The sequence below is a fragment of the Chryseobacterium shigense genome (assembly GCF_900156575.1).
Lineage (GTDB): Bacteria > Bacteroidota > Bacteroidia > Flavobacteriales > Weeksellaceae > Chryseobacterium > Chryseobacterium shigense.
This window is the reverse complement of the sequence record NZ_FTNY01000004.1, coordinates 15,142-33,118: the sequence shown is the minus strand read 5'-3', so window position 1 is coordinate 33,118 and position 17,977 is coordinate 15,142. Positions and strand designations below refer to the sequence as shown.

The following is a 17,977-nucleotide window of genomic DNA, read 5'->3' as shown; positions in this document are numbered from 1 at the left end:
TTTTTTATTTATTTGATTAATAATATCCTAAAACTTTCATCCAAAGTCCTCCGACGACCATATAGATGATCAGTAACACAATCCCGATTTCAAGACCCCGCAGCCACCAGGCTTTCAGTTCTACATAGCCGCTTCCATAAAACACCGGAGCCGGGCCGTGGCCATAGTGGGTAAGTACTCCATAAATTGAACCCAGAAAACCTAGCATCATTGCCAGCAACATGGGTGGAATTCCTAAAGAGACTCCCACTCCTAATAAAGCAGCATACATCGCTGCCACATGAGCTGTTGCACTGGCGAAAATATAGTGACTGAAGAAATACACCACAATGATCACCGGAAACGCAATCTGCCAGCTTAATCCTCCGATTTTCACTTTGATCAGATCGCTGAACCAGCCAATAAAACCGAGCTCATTTAAAGAACTGGCCATCATCACCAGAACGGCAAACCATATGATGGTGTCCCAGGCTCCTTTTTCCCCTTTGATATCTTCCCAGGTCAATACGGAAGTAAGAAGTAACATCGTAAGTCCAATAAAAGCGGTTGTCGTCGCATCAATAGATAATGTGCCTCCAAATATCCAAAGGGCTAAAAGAATAAAGAATGCTAATAACATCAACCATTCATTTCTGGAAATAGGGCCCATTTCTTTTAATTTCTGAGCCGCCATTTTCGGTGCATCTGCTGTTTTTTTCAATTCAGGTGGATACAATTTGTATAAAACCAAAGGCACTACAAAGAAGGCTACCATTCCGGGAACGAATCCGGCAGCAGCCCATGACATCCAGGTAATATTGATTCCTAAATTCGCTGCAAATTTCTGACACATCGGGTTACTTGCTGTTCCGGTAAGAAACATAGAAGATGCGATGAGGTTCATATAATAGCTGTTCAGAGTAAGGAAAGAACCTAGTTTTCTGTGGGTTTCCGGTTTTTCAGGAACAGAGTCAAAGCTGATGGCCATCGATTTCATGATAGGGTAGATGATTCCACCGCCTCTTGCTGTATTACTTGGGATCGCGGGAGCAAGACATACATCGGCAAGTCCAAGTCCGTAAGCCAGTCCTAATGAGCTTTTACCGAAGATTCTGATAAATAAAAAAGCAATCCGGTTTCCTAGTCCTGTTTTAATAAAGCCTCTGGCAATAAAGAATGAGATTCCGATCAGCCAAATGACTTTATCCCCGAATCCGGAAAGGGCTTTTGTGATTGATTTTCCTGCATCTCCGGGAGCTACCACCTGAGTAAGCGCTGTCAATGCAATGGCCATCATACACATGGTTCCCATGGGCGCCGCTTTAAGGATAATTCCTAGGATGGTTGCCGCAAAAATAGCAAACAGATGCCAGGCATTTTCAGCAACTCCTTCCGGGGCAGGAATAAACCATATGATCAGCGCAACGGCAAACGTTATCGCGATATTTCTGATATTAATTTCTTTCATGATCTATAAATATTTAAGCGGTTAAAATCTACTTTGCACCTGAACAATGAATAGATTGTTATTGTATTGTGAGGTGTTGTCTACCTGATATTTGTAACGGTCGAATTGTATGCCCAGCTGGATTCTTGCTCCATAGTTCTTCAGGAATTCCAGTCCGACCATTGGAGTAATGGTCTGTCTTGGATTGGAGTTTAGTCTGAAATTGGTATCGATATATTCGTACCGGCAAGAGAGCTCGAAGGCACTGAGGTTTTTATGATTGATCTCGTATCTTACATTCGGAAGAAAATAAGCGCCACGAATCAGATATTGGTCAGGATTGTAGGGTCTCAGTTCAGGGCTGACAGCATTGTAAAGAACGTGGTTGGTTGCCTGTTTGGCTTCCAGTTGCATATCCAGACTCCATTTTGGATCAAAATGGATCAGTGAGCTGAGGTCAACTCCTACTGCATATACTTTTTTGCTGAAAACTTCACCAATACCACCATTCAGTCCTACATTGAAATTATATTTTTTTGACAGACCGAAAACCAGTCTTGTAGAATATTGTTTTCCGCTGTCATTATCATTGACTTGGTTTTTTCCGTTTCCATTAACAACGGAAACAGCGTATTGGAAGGGGATTTTACCCAGTTGAAGTTGTCCGGTGGCAGAAAGTCCGATCTGAAAACTCGTCCAGCCCAGTTTTCCAAATTCCGTATACTGATTGGACCAGTCCAGAGATTTGATGATATCGATAGGATAGGTCTCCTCAATACCGAACCAGGGTCTGAACTGTCCGGCAGTAAAGGCTAGTTTAGGATTGAAGGTATATTTCAAGTACGCATTTTCAAGGACTCTGCTTTTAGGATCATTTTTAAAATCAGCGAGATTGGCAAGTGCTACAACTTCGGCTCTTTTGCTGATCTGCGCACGTACCTGAACTCTCATGTATTTAAGCATGAAATTGTTACTGGTTCCTGATCCGTCTGCATGGTGCAAACCATTCACGTCGACATCTTCGGTCATGCCGACAAGATAGCGTGCCTGGAAAAGACCTTTAATCTGAAGCACCGGATATTTCACGTTGTCTTCCTCCTGTTTGTTCTGCTGCAGAGAGTCCCGGGTCTGTGCACCGGCGAAAAAACCAGCGAGTAGAGCACAAAAGATCAGGCTTCTCTTTTTGGGTGAAAAAGGGGTCATAGTATTTGTGTTTAATGAGTATATAATTTAGATGCCTAAGAACTTAAAAGAGGCCGATTCCTTAAAATCTTCGTTGGATTTTCCATTGTAAGTCTGGAAGTTACTCAAATCCAGTTTCATTACTTTGGCTTTTGGACTCAGGTCAAAATCTTTAAGGTCTACCCAGAAAGTGTTAGGGGTAAATACCGTTTCGAAATAATAAACCAGATTTTTCTGGTCGGAAACCGAACGCCATCTTGTGGATGAAATATTAGGCTCTGTATCGGACGTGATTCCGTAGGGTACCGAACAGTTTCTGATCACGCTGAATACACTCGCGACTGCGGTGCGCGTATCACTGGTTTTAGGAATCGCATTGATATAATAGGATGCTCTTACAAAACGGTCGGCGGCACGGTTGGTTCCCGGAAGCATAATGGTTCCCGGAATGCCTTGCCAGTAATTATTTAAAGCCAGCTGCTCATCGAAAACAGGAGAGTTGGTCATCACGGTGTATTTGGGGTCGTGGTGTACAACCAGTTTTCCGTTGATGTATTCAAATACGGCGTTGTCTCCTGAGGCATCGGAAATAGAAAGGTGTACGGTGGCAAATTTTTCGGTACCCGGAATATAGTCGCTTACAATAATAAACGGGTCTTTTTTTAGATGGTCTACCGCATCTTTTACGGTTGCAAAATTATCCAGAAAATACTGTGCCCAAAGGGAAATAGCCAGTCCCTTTTGTCTTCCTTTAGGATTGAATTCGGGGTATTGAGATTCACCCAGCCATAGCATATTGGCGACAAGTCCCTTTTCGTTCATCCCATCTGATGAAGCGATGTCCCATGAAGAACTGATGATGCTTCCATATTTGGAGGTCCATTGTATGGAAGATGCCCCTACTTCGCCGGTTCGCCGGATGTCTCTGGGAAACACCCATAGGTTAGCAGGTATTTCGTCACGCCAGTCCATGGATCTTGCAGTGATCACAGTATTGTCGGTACCTTTATAGACTATTCTTGTACAAGCTTCATAGCCGCTACCGATTCCTATGGTGAGGATACATGTGAAAATAATTAAGGGGAACTTTTTCATAGTACTATTATTTTGAATTTAAAAGAGGATTTCATTGAAAATAATACAAAGAAATTTATGAATTTTTAAATGTATTCATTATTTGGTGATATAAATTTAATAAATTTTGTTTAATTAACATAAGTATTTTGGATATTAATGTAAAATTCATGTGATGAATCATGATCAGAAAATTAAACTTGATCAGTGACAGAAAAATTAGTATATTATGTGTGAAATGCCTTGATTACTGTTGAAAAAGCAAAGGATTTTTGTTTGAAATACAGGGTATTATACCTTCCGGATGGGTAAGGTGACTGTATTTTCAGTACTTTTATGATTTCATACCACAAAGTAATATCTCGTTAAAAAAATCGTTATCTTTGATTGATCAAAGAATTATATGAATTTTGTAGAGTGTCATGAAGAACCCATCCATATCCCTGGGTATATACAAAGTTTTGGATATCTGATTGGCATTGACGCAGGATCTCATTCCATTACTCTTTTCAGCAGGAATATCACGGATATATTTACGGTCGAAAAAGCAGAACAGCTTTTTGACAGGAAGCTTACGGATTTTCCTGAAATCTTCCGTTCTGTGATAGATTCTGACCTCTATACCTCTATTCAGGACTTTACAAAGAGAGAAAATGAAACTCATTTTGATAAGGTATTCATCGGTGGAAAAGAATATCATTTTTCTATTTTAAGAAGCGGGAAACATATTTTTCTCGAATTTGAAGCGGTACAGGAAAACCCCAATAAGCGTATTTCCAATAAGTATGATAATTTTTATGTTATCGACAACGAGAAGGAGCTTTGGGAGCAACTGTTGAGTACGCTTTCCAAGATCGTCAATTATGACCGGATGATGGTTTATAAATTTATGATGGACGGCTCTGGTAAAGTGATTGCAGAGAAAAGAGATGAGAATATGGAAAGTTATCTCGGTCTTCATTACCCGGAGTCTGATATTCCGAGACAGGCGAGAGAACTTTATTTGAAGAAAAGAAAAAGAATATTCAGTAACGTGTATTCGGAAACGGTTCCTCTTATAAGTAGGTCGGATGAAAGTATTGATCTTACTTTTGTAGGTTCAAGAGGAATGTCACCGGTTCACGGGCAATATATCAAAAACTCCGGAGCTTCTTCCAGCTTCAGTGTATCCATTATTATTGATGATTATCTTTGGGGACTGGTGACCTGCCAGAATTCGGAGGCTAAGCATATTGATCTTGAAGACAGAGTGCAGGCGGGAATCTTTACAGCTCTTGCTTCCAATGCCTATTCTTCATTCAAATCTAAAAACGAACTGAACTACCGTCTTGAACTGAACGAAAGAGCTTCGCAGCTGAAAGCAGAATTTTTAAAGCATAATAATCTTTTTGATTCCCTGGCAGACAATAAAGGAAAGCTCCGAAAACTTCCTGAAGCAGATGGTCTGGTTATTATCTCAGACGGAGAACCGGTGACGGTAGGAACTGTGCCGGAACGTGAAGCGATTGACCGAATTGCGCACTGGGCTCTTGAAAATACGAAAGAAAGTATTTATGTCAGCAGAACTTTTCTTAAGGATTACGGAGAGGAATTGGAACTGACTGAAAATGCAGCCGGAATCATTATTTATTTTATTGAAAGAAGCAAAAAAGAAATGCTGATCTGGTTCCGAAAAGAATTTAGCGAGCATATCAACTGGGCGGGCAATCCAGAGAAACAAGTAGGGGTGATTTTGCAGAATGGGGAAGAAAAACATATCATTTCTCCGAGAACATCTTTTCACATTTTCACCGAAAATATAAAAGGAAATTCTAAAAGGTGGAATTCCAGAGATATCAGTTCTGTACAGGCCATCCGGGATGTGATCCTTGAGACTTCTCACAAACAATATAATGCAATCAAAGCGCTGAACAATGAATTGAGAAAAGTAAATGAGGAACTTGACAGTTTCTCTTATACCATTTCACATGACCTGGGAACTCCTCTGACCGTCATGAAACTGAATGCTCAGATGCTGCTTTCTAATTTTGAGAAAACAGAGAAAAATAGAAATAAACTGACCTCCATTGTTGAAGAAATCGACAATATGGCGGAAATGATGCATGATGTACTGGAACTCAGCCGCGCGAAACACAGCGAGATAGAACTGGAACGTCTGCAGCCTTCGAATACAATTCTGAAAATTTCTGAAAATGCAAAAATCACGTTCGAAAGCCCGAAAAGTGAAATTATTATTAAGGAATGTCCCGATGTCCTTGCTGATAAAACGATGCTTCATCAGGTGTTCCTGAATGTGATCAACAATGCAGTAAAATACTCTTCTCACCGAGACGAACCGAGAGTAGAAATCTGGGGAACAGAGGTGGATGAAAATATTGTCTACAGGGTCTCTGATAACGGAATCGGGATTCCACAGGAGGAAAAGCATAAGATGTTTAAGATCTTCAACAGAATGGATAATGCTAAAAAGTTTAAAGGAAACGGAGTTGGGCTGTCTATTGTCCACCGGATTATGAAAAGGATTGGTGGAAATGTGGATTATGATAGCAATAAAGAGGGTACTTGTTTCATTTTAACGTTCAAAAAACCGTAAATTTGGGAAACTTTAAAAACCTTATTTATGGTATCAGAGTATCTTAAGCAAAATACAGCGGAATATCACGATGCTGCGGAAAAACTTTTCAATTCTGGAAAAATTTTCAACAAAACTTTCACTTTAGAGGACTATAAAAAGATCATCAATACGAATTATCTGATGCTTCTTCACAGTGAAGACAAAATATTCGGAAGTCTATCTGATAAATATTCGGAAAAACTTCAGCTCAACAACAGAGTAAAACTTCCTCTTATTGAAAAGGATCTTGAAAGCCTTTCTTTAGAAAACCAAACGGCTTCACACGATCTTCATTTTAACAACGAACATGAAGCTTTAGGGGCAATGTACGTGATCGAAGGTTCTACATTAGGTGGAAATGTGATCGCAAAACAGCTTTCTAAAACGGAAGGTTTTGACAATGTAACGTTCAATTTCTTTGGATGCTATCAGAAAAATACAGGACCCATGTGGAAAAATTTTAAAGAGGTTCTGGATACTGAAGTCGCTGAAGAAAACTATAATGAGGTCCTTTCAGGGGCCAAAAAACTATACACGTTTTTACTGAACGTCAATTAATTTCATTGAACCCTAATTAAATTCCTGAAAAATTGCCCACATTTTCAGGAATTGTTAAATTTGGGCGTTTCAATTTTTAGACTAAACTAAAAAATAATTTAAAAAAAGTATACAATATGAAAGTAACTGTAGTAGGTGCAGGCGCTGTAGGTGCAAGCTGTGCAGAATACATCGCAATGAAGAACTTCTGTTCAGAAGTAGTTTTAGTAGACATTAAAGAAGGATTTGCTGAAGGTAAAGCAATGGATTTGATGCAGACTGCATCGCTTAACGGATTCGATACAAAAATTACCGGAACAACAGGAGATTACAGCAAAACTGCAGGTTCTCATGTAGCGGTTATTACTTCAGGTATTCCAAGAAAACCTGGAATGACGAGAGAAGAGCTTATCGGTATCAATGCCGGTATCGTAAAAGAAGTTACTCAAAACTTAGTAAAAAATTCTCCGGAAGTGATCATCATTGTAGTTTCTAATCCAATGGATACCATGGCTTATTTAGTACACAAAACTTCAGGTCTTCCTAAGCACAAAATCATCGGAATGGGGGGTGCATTAGATTCTGCAAGATTCAAATACAGATTGGCTGAAGCATTGGAAAGCCCGATTTCTGATGTAGACGGTATGGTCATCGCGGCACACAGTGATACCGGAATGCTTCCGTTATTGAGCAAAGCGACAAGAAACGGTGTTCCTGTAACTGAATTCTTAGATGATGAGCAGCAGAAATATGTTATCGAAGAAACTAAAGTAGGAGGGGCTACCTTAACAAAATTATTAGGAACTTCAGCTTGGTATGCTCCAGGTGCAGCGGTTTCTGTAATGGTTCAGGCCATTGCCTGCGACCAGAAAAAAATGATCCCTTGTTCTTTAATGCTTGAAGGTGAATACGGACAAAATGATATCTGCTTAGGTGTTCCAGCTATTATCGGAGCTAACGGAGTAGAAAAAATTGTTAACGTAACGCTTACTGCAGAAGAGCAGTTAAAGTTTGCTGAAGCAGCTAATGCTGTAAGAGAGGTAAACGGAGATCTTAAGTTTTAATTGATTTAAGCTTTATATAATAGCTCAGCGCGGCCAAAGGCCGCGCTGAGTTTTTTATGTACATAAGAAATTCTTAGTCGCTGCAAAGATTTTATAAAAAGATTAATTGTTTCGGCGCGGCCAAAGGCCGCGCCGAAACAATTAATCCATAAATAATCTAGAAAAGATATGATTTTAGGATGATAAAAATTTCACAGTATAAAAAAAATTAAGACACGCACTGGTGTTTTGAATTGTTTTGTATTGACTGTAAATTTCTTACTTCTTTACTTTAAACAGTAAAACAAGAACCCAGACCTGAAGAATGGTTTGTATACTACTTAATATTCCTACTACAGGATTAGTAAACAAACTTAAGTAAATAGAAGGAAGTCCAAGCAATCCCAGCAGGAAAGTGATCAGCAGAACGAGTTTTACCCATTCGGTTCCTTTTCCGGCAAGATAACCCATTCCAAAAATAAAAGCTAAAATAGCAACGCCAATCAATAGGGACAGCGTAGTTTTAAAATCTTCATAAGTCCAGATCATAGTCGCAATGCTCAGTACACCGGAAAGATACATGATATTGGCAGCTTTGGTATGATGGGGATGTATGATGACCTCCTTTTCCTTTTGCATTTTTGAAACCATGGAATTGATTCTGGCTTCTTCCTCCGGGCTGAACATTTTTCCTCTTGACTGAAGTATTTCATACGCATATTGAATGGCTTCAGGAACAAAGCGGCTCTCCGGTTTTACATATTGTTCAAGTTCCTGGGTTGACATCTTTGCCAGGGTATTTTTATTGGTACTCATTGAAATTATTAAAGAGGCAAATTTAACGAAAGTACTTAAGTTGAATGATGTCTGAAGACGAAATTCCAAACAGAATGAATGAATTTCCTGTTTTTCTCATAATACAAAAGATGTCCGCCATCGATAGAAACGACTTTCTGGTGGGGAAACTGAAACGTTTGATAGTGTCTGGTTCCTACCGCTTTATCCTTTTTTCCGGTGATAATTAATACAGGAACACGAATGTCTTTTGTAACCGGTGCATAGTCAGTATAATATTCCGGATATTCCTTAGGTTTTGAGATCACGGCCATTCCAAAATCTATAATTCTTGGATGGAGGGAATCTATTTTTTCCATTTTTTTGATGGTTTCAATATCCTCCGTAAGAAATTTATAGCCTATTCTTTTCTTTCTTAATGCAGCGCTTATTTTTGAAATTTCTCCGGAAAGACTATCTTCAGGAACAGTTTTATTTTCCTTTACAAGAAGGCGGTTTCCGTATTCAATCTGTTCTTTGACAGATTCATTATTGAGAAAATGGAGGGTGACATTAGCCAAAATCAATCCTTTTATATGCTGAGGGTATTTTTTAGCATAATTGACCGCAATAATTCCTCCGAAAGAATGGGCAAGCAGAAAAACTCTGTCCAGTTTCAGATGCTGTCTCAGTTCTTCAATATCCTTTACCATAGCTTCCAGATGATAATGCTCTGATGTTCCTGATTCACCGGATCCCCGCTGATCCATATAGACCATTTTCATATTTTTTTCAAGATGGCTTCCGCCCATGAGTTCAAATGACGGGTATCCCTGTCCAGGACCTCCCGGAACATAGATGCAGGCTTCTCCTTTTCCGGAGACCTTATAGTTGATTTTAACGTGATCGGAAGTTTCAAAAATACCTTTATAACTGCTTTTCTGAGCTGAAGCAAACGTCCAAGAAAGGAAGATGAATAGAAGTAAGTGTATGGTTTTCATATAGTAATAACATTTGAGAGACAATATTTATTACTTATATTATAAAAAAACAGACTCAATAGTTGAGTCTGTCGTGGTATTGTATGTGTTGTAGGGCGTATTAGTTGATGAATACAACTACATTATTTCCTAAGGAGTTCCATGTTGCATTGATGCCGCTGGTTATAGAACCAGTGAATGCTCCATGGTGGCTGTCCACATATCCGCAGTCTCTTCCAAATTTAACCCAAATTGTTTATTAATGTTTAAAACTTAATTCATTGGATTTGCGGAAATCAGGCAAATAAAAAGCCTTATACGAATATAAGGCTCAAGTATACTTTACTTTTTTAGAGGATTGAGTCTATTGTAAATTTCTCCTTTCTTTTTCTTTGTTTACTCGCTTCCAGTTCATCATACCAATGATGAATAAAGGTAGAAGACAGATCGGAACAATCACAATGGGAGTGAAACCTTTCTTGATCGTCAGGACCATCGTTGCAAAAAATAGCAATACCATAAATACTCCCAGCAAGATGGTCATTATTTTGAGTTTTTTTTCATTGTTCAAAAGCTCTTCATCGGTACATTCGGTTATTAGTTTGTTTTTCATATTATTTATTGTTAATTACTTCAATGTTTCCGATACCTCCCACAGGAGCTATTCTGACTTGTTTTTCATCCTTTTTGACATAGAAATAATAGATGCTGTTAATATCTATAAGATACACAGGAACCCTTTCTCCGGAGCCGGTAGTAAGGATATAATTATGTTGTAAAGTCTGGCTGTCCAGTCTCTTTTTTATTTTCTCTCCCTGCCCGAGTCCCAGTCCTATGAATAGGGCAAGAAGTTCAAAACCAGCGAGCATAACAAATGCAGGAATCATGGCTTTTCTCAGCTCACGCTTGTCGAGATTGGTGTCCATTCGATAGCTTTTTAAGATTTTCTGAATCCAGTTTTTATGACTGTATTTAACAAGTAAAATTTGAAATAAAAAGAAAAGAAGCACTACGGAAAGCACAACAAGAATCAGGATGGGATTGGAGGTCATATCTGAAATAGGACTGATCAGAATATCGGTAATGGAGGAGTAATTGAGAATATTGATTCCCAGAGGATAAAAAAAAATAGTTTCTTTTAAAAGTCCTAAAACGATTAGATACATATAACCTAATGGAAGTAAACTCTGTATTTTTTCTAGATATTTCATGGGTTAGTAGATTAGATAGCGTTTATATGTTGTATTTTTCCTATTTCAGAGACCTTCTTCAAAATCTTCCAGATCACCTTTGATTCCCTTTATTTTCTTGTTTTCAAAATGATCAATATACGCTTCCCTGTTTCTGAAGATCACATCCGGATCAGATTCATAATATTCAATGGTAGCGAGGATTTTCTTATTCAGTTCTATGTTTTGTGTATCTGAAGTAAGGTATTGCTTCATGTGCTCTTTATCATATCCGAATATAAGTTCAATATCTACATACACCTGCGCATCGGTGCCGGCCCCGAATTTTGTATGATAAAGAGCATAGACATCTTCGTTACTCATATATTTGTATAGCATAAAAGCGCAGACATCTAAAGTGTAGAGGGGAAGATCAATCTCAAATCCTTTCTGCTCTTCTTTGAGCAGCCATTGAATAAGAGGTTTATGTTCGGGACCATAATCATGGTACAGTTCGAATATGAGTTCCTTTCTTTGCCAGTAGTTCACATCAAACGAATCATTATAACCTGTTTTTCCATTATGAAGAAACTTAAAATTCTTTAAAAGAGTTTCATCCGCATGATCCTTATACTCTTCAATTATCTTTCTTATGGGATTGCTCATCAATTAGAGATTGTTGATTTTTCTGCAATATAATATTTTATTGCATAACACCCCAGTAAAGGATGGGTGGTCATCATTGAAAGGAACAAAAAAAGAGCAGTAAAAACCGCCCCCTTCTTTATCTAACAATATTTCTTTTAAAAGTAAACACATCCGCATCCCGTTTCCCACGGTTGACACAAATGCTTTGGCTCATTACAGCCTCCTCCTGGATTACCACCTCCGGTTTCCCTGTAGCAGATTCCTCCGCTGCAATAATAGGCTCCTATGGTCGGGGGGCAATGACCATCAGCATCACAAATAGCATAAGCAATATCACCTCCGCTGATCAATTCCAGCTGCTTTCTGCTTAATTTCTTTAAATTTTTCATAGCAGTTGATATTTTTAATTTATTGATAACTAATATATGAATTTTTTTATTACACGTATTGGTGATTTAAGAAATATTATTGAAAATTTAAAGATTTAGTAATGGAAGCGCTGTGAAATTGCGAAAAAAACTTTTTAGATAGGCATCACAATGAAACTGCGGGAAAAGAATGATCTTGCCCGCAGTATATGATTGGATGGATGGAACAGACTATGGGTTCATCACCCCAAAGGCTCCTTCAGAACCAGCAAAGAAACTGCTGTATAAAGCTTCCGTATGGCCTACGCGAATCTCAAAAGTATCTTCAAGAAGCCCTTTCACAAAGCTTTCTGCCACTTCCGAAGCAGGAATACCATTTTCCCTACCTCCGATTTCAACTGAAAAATCAGTGTTGACAAGAGGCGGCATCAACTCAAAAACTTTGACCGGAGTGTCTTTGGCCAGTTCATACCTTAGGAGTTTGGTGTAGGAATGGAGAGCCGCTTTGGAATCAGAATAGGTAGGAAGATGTGATCCCGGGGCCAGTGCGACGATGGAAGAGACGTTAACAACGGCTGCGTTTTCCTGTTGCTTTAATAAAGGCAGAAGTTTTTCAGTCAGACGTATCGGAGCAAAATAATTGGTTTCAAATTCTGCTGCTGCCTTCCGGTATGTGTCTGATGTATCAGAAAGAGTGTAAACGTAAGCGTGTCCTGCATTGTTGATCAGGATATTCAGACCCCCGAAATTGACTTTGATTTCTTCAACCAGTCGCTCTACATCTTTTTCATCAGTAATATCTGCCTGGATGGTAGAGACATTTTCAAGACCCGCTGCTGCTGCATCAAGTTTAGCTTTATTTCTTCCTGCAATGATAACTTGGTTAGAGGTATGAAGTACTTTCGCTATTTCTAATCCGATTCCTGAGCCTCCGCCCGTGATAAGAATAATGTTGTTGGTAATGTTCATGACATTTTTTGTATTAAATTAATAAGTATTTTTAAATTGTACCATTTAGTACAAAATTGAATAAAAAATTTTAGTCCAGTATTTTAAGATTCATTTCAATGATGCTTTTCAGGATTTCCGGTGAGGTTTCCATTCTTCTGGTAACATGAATTCCGTTCCATAAATTGCTGAGGTGCCATCCGATGATCTCCGGATCTTCCTTGCTGTTTGTCTGACCCTTTTCCCTGGCACTTCTGATGGTCTCGGCAAAAAGAGACTGAAGTTTTTTCAGTAATTGCGCTGTAATATTTTTTATTTCCTGATCTTTTTCAGAAAGCTGTACCAGAGCATTACCCAAATAGCAGCCACGCTCTTTATCACAATCCGAAGCATACGCCAGACTGATAAAAAGATCTTTGATCAACTGGATCTTGTTCTCAGATGCAGCAAGGCTTTGCGAAAGCTTTTGATAAAAGTACTCTGAAAACTGAGTGATAGAGCGCACATAAAGCTCCTGTTTCCCACCTTTGAAAGCAAGATAAAAGCTGCCTTTTCCAATTCCCATTGCTCCCAGCAACTCTTCAGCAGAGGCTGTATCATAACCTTTGTCCCTGAAAACTTCAGTAGCTTTTGCTACAGCTTCCTGTTCGTTAAATATTTTAGGTCTTCCTGCCATCGGGATTCATTTTCTGAGACAAAGGTATATAATTGTACCATTCAGTACAAAATAAAAATTTCAATAGGTTTTATAGTTTTTGTCGATCATTCAGCTTAAGATTGATGCGATGCTTGTTTTTTTACAAATCCAAGGTCATAAAAACAGCCGTTTCCTCAGGATTTTCATACATCCTTGTATTAAGTCCCGTAATGCTGAAGCCCATCCTTCTGTAAAACTGTAGGGCAGGATAATTTGTATTCTGTGTTTCCAGCTCTATAATCCGGCAGTTTAAATTTCTGGCTTCACGCACCACATTTTTGATCAGCAGCGCTCCGGCTCCGTTTCTTCTTAATTTTTCACTGATCAGGATATTTTCAATATAAAAACTATTATTCCAGATTCTATGTTCGCCAATAATCCAGCCCATGAGCTCTTCATCCTCAAAAACTCCAAAAGAATGTCCTTTTTGAATCATCCCATTAAGATCATCCATATCGTCGGAAGTGATTTCCCAAACCTTATTGTAACTCAGGGATTTTTCTCTTAATATAAATTCAAAAGAACCGGAGTATTCAACAAAAGAGATTGAAAGTATGGTGTCAGTTGTATAGCCGTTCAATCCCCAGTTCAGAATAGGATTTTCAGTCAGTTTTTCTAATTTTTTTATTTCCATGAAAATGAAGAATATGATTGGTTTTTATTGAATTTCTGTGCAGATCTCAACCAAATAATTGTCAAGATCTTTGATATAGGCCACCTTTTGCCCCCAAGGTTTTACAGCCATATCTTCATATAGGGTTGCGCCGTTTTTAACTGCTTTTTCCAAAAGTTTTTCAACATCATCCGTTGTAAATCCTAATTCTATACCGAAAGGTTTTTCCTGAGACTGAGAAGATAAAAATCCCTTCTTTATATTAGAGCTGGCAAGACTGACGGAAGCGAAAGAAAGACTGGTTTCTCCGGTAATCAATTCTCCATAATCTTTTTCAGGGGTGATGAATTTTATTGGGGTATCAAATGTATTTTGGTAAAAGTTCATCGACTTTTCAACATCTTCCACATATAAAATAACGTATTTGAATTTAATCATAGCAGCTTTATTTTTGAATTAAAATATATTCTTCATCTTTTATCAATTCTACCAATGGTCCATGTAAAGGATAGTCATCCATGCCTCCGAAATGCCCGAAATGAATCTGATATTTCTGAGCCATTTGAAGGATCTTATTTCCAAACGAATGAATATCGACATTCTGAACCGCATCTTCCATTTGCCTTCCGTTAGAGAAAATCAGCATCAGATTGCACTGGTTTTTAAAATCCTTTTCATAATAGTAAAAGACGTGTATATTTTCTTCGTTACAGATGGCAGTAATACCATTAATGAAGCTTTTCTTACAGGAAAGAGGAAGATTACAATCAATTCTTACGGAAAGGTTTTCGGCATCGTCTTTTTTGAAATCTGATCCAATGATCTGAATAAACCGGTGTTCTATGGTTTCATACGGTCTGTTTTCCGGTCTGAAATTCCTGCTTGATTTTACTTCAAAAGGCGTTTCAATCAGATGAGCGTGGGAGACCATCAGCAATTTTTCTATTTCCGAAACGAATTGGAAATGTTCATCAAAAAGGGTATAGTCCCCGGTTGAGATTAATAACTGATTTCCATTAATCTTGACATCTAAATAAATTCTTTTAAAATGGAGATGCAATTCCTCCAGTTTTTTCAACAGATTCTCAGGCTGTTCTACCAAAACCCTGGCTTCCAGCTCGGCAAGATTGTCAGCATGACCTCCAATTCCTTTAAAAAAATTAAAAAACTGAAAACGATATAAGTTTTCGGGAAATTTGAAATACCAGTATACTCCTAAAATCATTACGGTATGGCTTGGTTTAAAGATGTTGCCAAATTTAATGAAATTTCACACGCCAAAACTTTCAAAACCCTTAAATTTGTGGTCAACAAAAATTTACTAGATGCTTAGGAAAATTTCAATTGCGGCAGCGGCTTTATTGTCCGTAATTACAATCAATGCTCAGAAGAACAAAAATTCTCAATTAGAAAGACCCAAATTAGTCGTAGGATTAGTCGTAGACCAGATGAGGTGGGACTATCTGTACCGATTTTATAATAAATACGGAAACGATGGTTTTAAAAGGCTTCTGAATACAGGATATTCTTTAAATAACGTCCACATCCCATACGTCCCTACCATTACTGCTTTGGGACATACCTGCATCTATACAGGTTCTGTACCTGCGATCCACGGAATTGCCGGAAACGACTGGACAGATAAAGAAACCGGAAAAAATGTTTACTGTACAGCAGACGAAAGCGTTCAGCCGGTAGGAACAACCAATACAAAGACAGGAAGTCATTCTCCCAAAAATCTTTGGTCTACCACGGTGACGGATGAGTTGAGGCTGGCGACCAATTTTCAGGGGAAAGTAATCGGGGTTTCATTGAAAGACCGTGCTTCCATTCTTCCTGCAGGCCATACGCCGAACGGAGCTTTCTGGTTTGATGACAGTACAGGAAATTTTATTACAAGTACCTGGTATATGAATGACCTGCCTCAATGGGTAAAGTCTTTCAACTCTCAGAATCTTCCTGAAAAATTAGTAGCCAACGGCTGGAATACTTTGCTTCCGATCAACCAGTACACAGAAAGCTCACCGGATAATTCGTCATGGGAAGGCCTTCTTGGAAGTGCAAAGACCCCTGTTTTTCCTTACAGTAATTTAGCCCAGGATTATCAGACTAAAAAGGATAATATCCGTTATACACCTTTCGGAAATACACTTACACTGAAATTGGCCGAAGCTTCTGTAGAAGGAGAGAAATTAGGAGGAGATACTATTACTGACTTTTTAGCCATCAACCTGGCTTCTACCGATTATGCAGGGCACAAATTCGGGCCGAATTCGATAGAAGTAGAAGATGTGTATTTAAGACTCGATCAGGATCTGGCTCAGTTTTTCAGCTATCTGGACTCAAAAGTAGGAAAGGGAGAGTATACGGTTTTTCTTTCTGCTGACCACGGTGGAGCTCATTCAGTAGGGTTTTTGAAAGAACATAAAATCACCACCGGATTCTTCGGGGAGGGAATGGAAAAAGGTATCAACCAGAAACTGAAAGATAAGTTCGGGGTTGATCAACTCATCAATGCAGTAGATAATTATCAGATCTATTTTGACAGAAAGCTGATGCAGGATAATAAAATAGAATTGGATGACCTTAGAGATTTTACCATCAAAGAATTGCAGAAAGATCCTACTGTTTTATATGCCGTTTCTGTAGATGAAGTTCAGGAAGCCACGATTCCGGAACCCATTAAACAGAGGATTATCAACGGAATCAACAGACAGAGAAGCGGTGATATCCAGTTGATCTCTCACGATTCAATGCTTCCTCCTTACTCTAAAACAGGAACCACACACAGTGTTTGGAATTCGTATGATTCTCACATTCCACTGATCTTTATGGGATGGGGTATTCATCAGGGAGAAAGTAATAAGGAATACCATATGACCGATATTGCCCCTACGGTTTCATCATTACTGAAAATTCAGTTCCCGAGTGGAAATGTAGGAAACCCGATCACGGAGGTTATTGGAAGATAAATAAAATATTCACCAGAGTTTTTTATTATAGTCTAAAGATTAAAGAGATGCAGAATATGCATCTCTTTTTTTGTATTCATTGGTATTGTAAAAACATAAGATACTATTTGATAGGTGTTGCTCTTATATTGATGGCATCCCGGTTTCCTGATCCAAATGTTACTCTGAAAGCCGTTCCGCTTCCACCTGAACCATTGACTGTAAGGGTGTAGCTTCCGGCAGGCAATGTTAAAGTAGTACGGGGCACAATATAAAAATTACCTGTAGGGACAAAAGTTGAGAAGCTGTTGGTATATGAGAGTGAAGATATTCCAAATACGGTATTGATCGGTATACTGGCAGGCGCCGAAGTAAATGAATAATAAACATTGCAAAGTTTTACCGCATTATCTGTTATTCCAGCTCCTGTACCTCCTGGCGCAATACCTGAGTTGGTGAAAATGGCCGAGATATTTGAGTAAAATTCTACTAAAGACGGTTTGTTCAGGGTAAATGATAGGGTCGCCAAAGTAATCGTAGTAATGGATCCTGTAGTGGTAGATGCCGGAACATCTAAACTTGTTGCAGCAAGTGCATCTCCACCTATTGTACCTCCTGAAAGCATTGTTTTTTCAAACCAGGCTGTTTTTCTCTGCCATTGTGTTCCATCATTGTAATATTCTCCCGGATAAACAGGATTTGCTGCTACAGAGGTATTGGTAGCTGTGTTGTATACGGTCATACCTGCAACATGCGCCGAAAGAGGTGCCGGGTTATTGGTTGCTGTAAGAGCTACTCTTGGAAGCAATATTCCTTTATTAGTGCTGCTTACTTCAAGCATAGCATTAGTATTGGGCGAAGCAAGGCCTATTCCCACCTGTGCCATCATTGCTGATGGGACGCTTGAAAAAATGATGAATGCAGCAAATATATTTTTCATTGATTATGTTTTT

General features: G+C 38.7%; 19 protein-coding genes. 4 read left to right on the top strand and 15 right to left on the bottom strand.

The features are described from left to right. Nucleotides 1-16 precede the first annotated feature (16 nt). The 3 genes from BW964_RS13620 to BW964_RS13610 are packed head-to-tail and all read right to left on the bottom strand — an operon-like array spanning nucleotide 17 to nucleotide 3,703. Nucleotides 17-1,447: an anion permease gene (locus tag BW964_RS13620; protein ID WP_076508010.1), complete on the bottom strand. Its 1,431-nt coding sequence runs from the start codon at nucleotides 1,445-1,447 to the stop codon at nucleotides 17-19. Nucleotides 1,448-1,468: 21 nt separating this feature from the next. Continuing rightward, nucleotides 1,469-2,629, bottom strand: coding sequence for a porin (locus BW964_RS13615; RefSeq protein ID WP_076508008.1), 1,161 nt, complete (start codon nucleotides 2,627-2,629; stop codon nucleotides 1,469-1,471). A 27-nt stretch (nucleotides 2,630-2,656) separates the two neighbouring features. After that, nucleotides 2,657-3,703 carry a linear amide C-N hydrolase gene (locus tag BW964_RS13610; protein WP_084175870.1) on the bottom strand — a complete coding sequence of 349 codons (1,047 nt, stop codon included), beginning with the start codon at nucleotides 3,701-3,703 and terminating at the stop codon, nucleotides 2,657-2,659. A 382-nt stretch (nucleotides 3,704-4,085) separates the two neighbouring features. Here BW964_RS13610 and BW964_RS13605 point away from each other — a divergent pair, with 382 nt between their 5' ends. The 3 genes from BW964_RS13605 to BW964_RS13595 all read left to right on the top strand — a co-directional run bounded on the left by BW964_RS13605 (nucleotide 4,086) and on the right by BW964_RS13595 (nucleotide 7,897). After that, nucleotides 4,086-6,275 carry an ATP-binding protein gene (locus tag BW964_RS13605; protein WP_076508005.1) on the top strand — a complete coding sequence of 730 codons (2,190 nt, stop codon included), beginning with the start codon at nucleotides 4,086-4,088 and terminating at the stop codon, nucleotides 6,273-6,275. 27 nt (nucleotides 6,276-6,302) lie between these two features. Then, entirely contained in the window at nucleotides 6,303-6,854 is a 552-nt protein-coding gene (locus BW964_RS13600; protein ID WP_076508004.1) for a biliverdin-producing heme oxygenase, read from the top strand. Between the two features lie 116 nt (nucleotides 6,855-6,970). After that, the gene (locus tag BW964_RS13595) at nucleotides 6,971-7,897 is read left to right on the top strand and encodes a malate dehydrogenase (RefSeq protein ID WP_073336180.1); all 927 of its coding nucleotides are present in this window, start codon (nucleotides 6,971-6,973) and stop codon (nucleotides 7,895-7,897) included. Nucleotides 7,898-8,155: 258 nt separating this feature from the next. Here BW964_RS13595 and BW964_RS13590 read toward each other — a convergent pair whose 3' ends face one another. The 11 genes from BW964_RS13590 to BW964_RS13540 all read right to left on the bottom strand — a co-directional run bounded on the left by BW964_RS13590 (nucleotide 8,156) and on the right by BW964_RS13540 (nucleotide 15,298). Then, nucleotides 8,156-8,692: a hypothetical protein gene (locus BW964_RS13590; RefSeq protein ID WP_076508002.1), complete on the bottom strand. Its 537-nt coding sequence runs from the start codon at nucleotides 8,690-8,692 to the stop codon at nucleotides 8,156-8,158. Nucleotides 8,693-8,727: 35 nt separating this feature from the next. After that, on the bottom strand, nucleotides 8,728-9,651 hold the full coding sequence (locus tag BW964_RS13585) for an alpha/beta fold hydrolase (protein WP_076508001.1): 924 nt from the start codon (nucleotides 9,649-9,651) through the stop codon (nucleotides 8,728-8,730). Nucleotides 9,652-9,994: 343 nt separating this feature from the next. Beyond that, entirely contained in the window at nucleotides 9,995-10,243 is a 249-nt protein-coding gene (locus BW964_RS13580; RefSeq protein WP_076507999.1) for a hypothetical protein, read from the bottom strand. Between the two features lies 1 nt (nucleotide 10,244). Beyond that, entirely contained in the window at nucleotides 10,245-10,841 is a 597-nt protein-coding gene (locus BW964_RS13575) for a hypothetical protein (protein ID WP_076507997.1), read from the bottom strand. 45 nt (nucleotides 10,842-10,886) lie between these two features. Continuing rightward, nucleotides 10,887-11,465, bottom strand: coding sequence for a hypothetical protein (locus BW964_RS13570; RefSeq protein ID WP_076507996.1), 579 nt, complete (start codon nucleotides 11,463-11,465; stop codon nucleotides 10,887-10,889). Nucleotides 11,466-11,602: 137 nt separating this feature from the next. Next, nucleotides 11,603-11,836: a bacteriocin-like protein gene (locus BW964_RS13565; RefSeq protein WP_076507994.1), complete on the bottom strand. Its 234-nt coding sequence runs from the start codon at nucleotides 11,834-11,836 to the stop codon at nucleotides 11,603-11,605. Nucleotides 11,837-12,046: 210 nt separating this feature from the next. Further along, nucleotides 12,047-12,784, bottom strand: a complete 738-nt coding sequence (locus BW964_RS13560; RefSeq protein ID WP_076507992.1) for an SDR family oxidoreductase — start codon at nucleotides 12,782-12,784, stop codon at nucleotides 12,047-12,049. 70 nt (nucleotides 12,785-12,854) lie between these two features. Beyond that, entirely contained in the window at nucleotides 12,855-13,439 is a 585-nt protein-coding gene (locus tag BW964_RS13555; protein WP_076507991.1) for a TetR/AcrR family transcriptional regulator, read from the bottom strand. Between the two features lie 121 nt (nucleotides 13,440-13,560). Beyond that, nucleotides 13,561-14,094 carry a GNAT family N-acetyltransferase gene (locus BW964_RS13550; RefSeq protein ID WP_076507990.1) on the bottom strand — a complete coding sequence of 178 codons (534 nt, stop codon included), beginning with the start codon at nucleotides 14,092-14,094 and terminating at the stop codon, nucleotides 13,561-13,563. Between the two features lie 24 nt (nucleotides 14,095-14,118). After that, nucleotides 14,119-14,511 carry a VOC family protein gene (locus BW964_RS13545; RefSeq protein WP_076507988.1) on the bottom strand — a complete coding sequence of 131 codons (393 nt, stop codon included), beginning with the start codon at nucleotides 14,509-14,511 and terminating at the stop codon, nucleotides 14,119-14,121. A gap of 7 nt (nucleotides 14,512-14,518) precedes the next feature. After that, nucleotides 14,519-15,298, bottom strand: a complete 780-nt coding sequence (locus BW964_RS13540) for a hypothetical protein (RefSeq protein WP_076507987.1) — start codon at nucleotides 15,296-15,298, stop codon at nucleotides 14,519-14,521. Between the two features lie 100 nt (nucleotides 15,299-15,398). Here BW964_RS13540 and pafA point away from each other — a divergent pair, with 100 nt between their 5' ends. After that, on the top strand, nucleotides 15,399-17,045 hold the full coding sequence (pafA, locus tag BW964_RS13535) for an alkaline phosphatase PafA (protein WP_076507985.1): 1,647 nt from the start codon (nucleotides 15,399-15,401) through the stop codon (nucleotides 17,043-17,045). 103 nt (nucleotides 17,046-17,148) lie between these two features. On the opposite strand, the gene BW964_RS13530 is transcribed toward pafA, so the two are convergent. Then, on the bottom strand, nucleotides 17,149-17,964 hold the full coding sequence (locus BW964_RS13530) for a hypothetical protein (protein WP_076507984.1): 816 nt from the start codon (nucleotides 17,962-17,964) through the stop codon (nucleotides 17,149-17,151). Nucleotides 17,965-17,977: the final 13 nt, after the last annotated feature.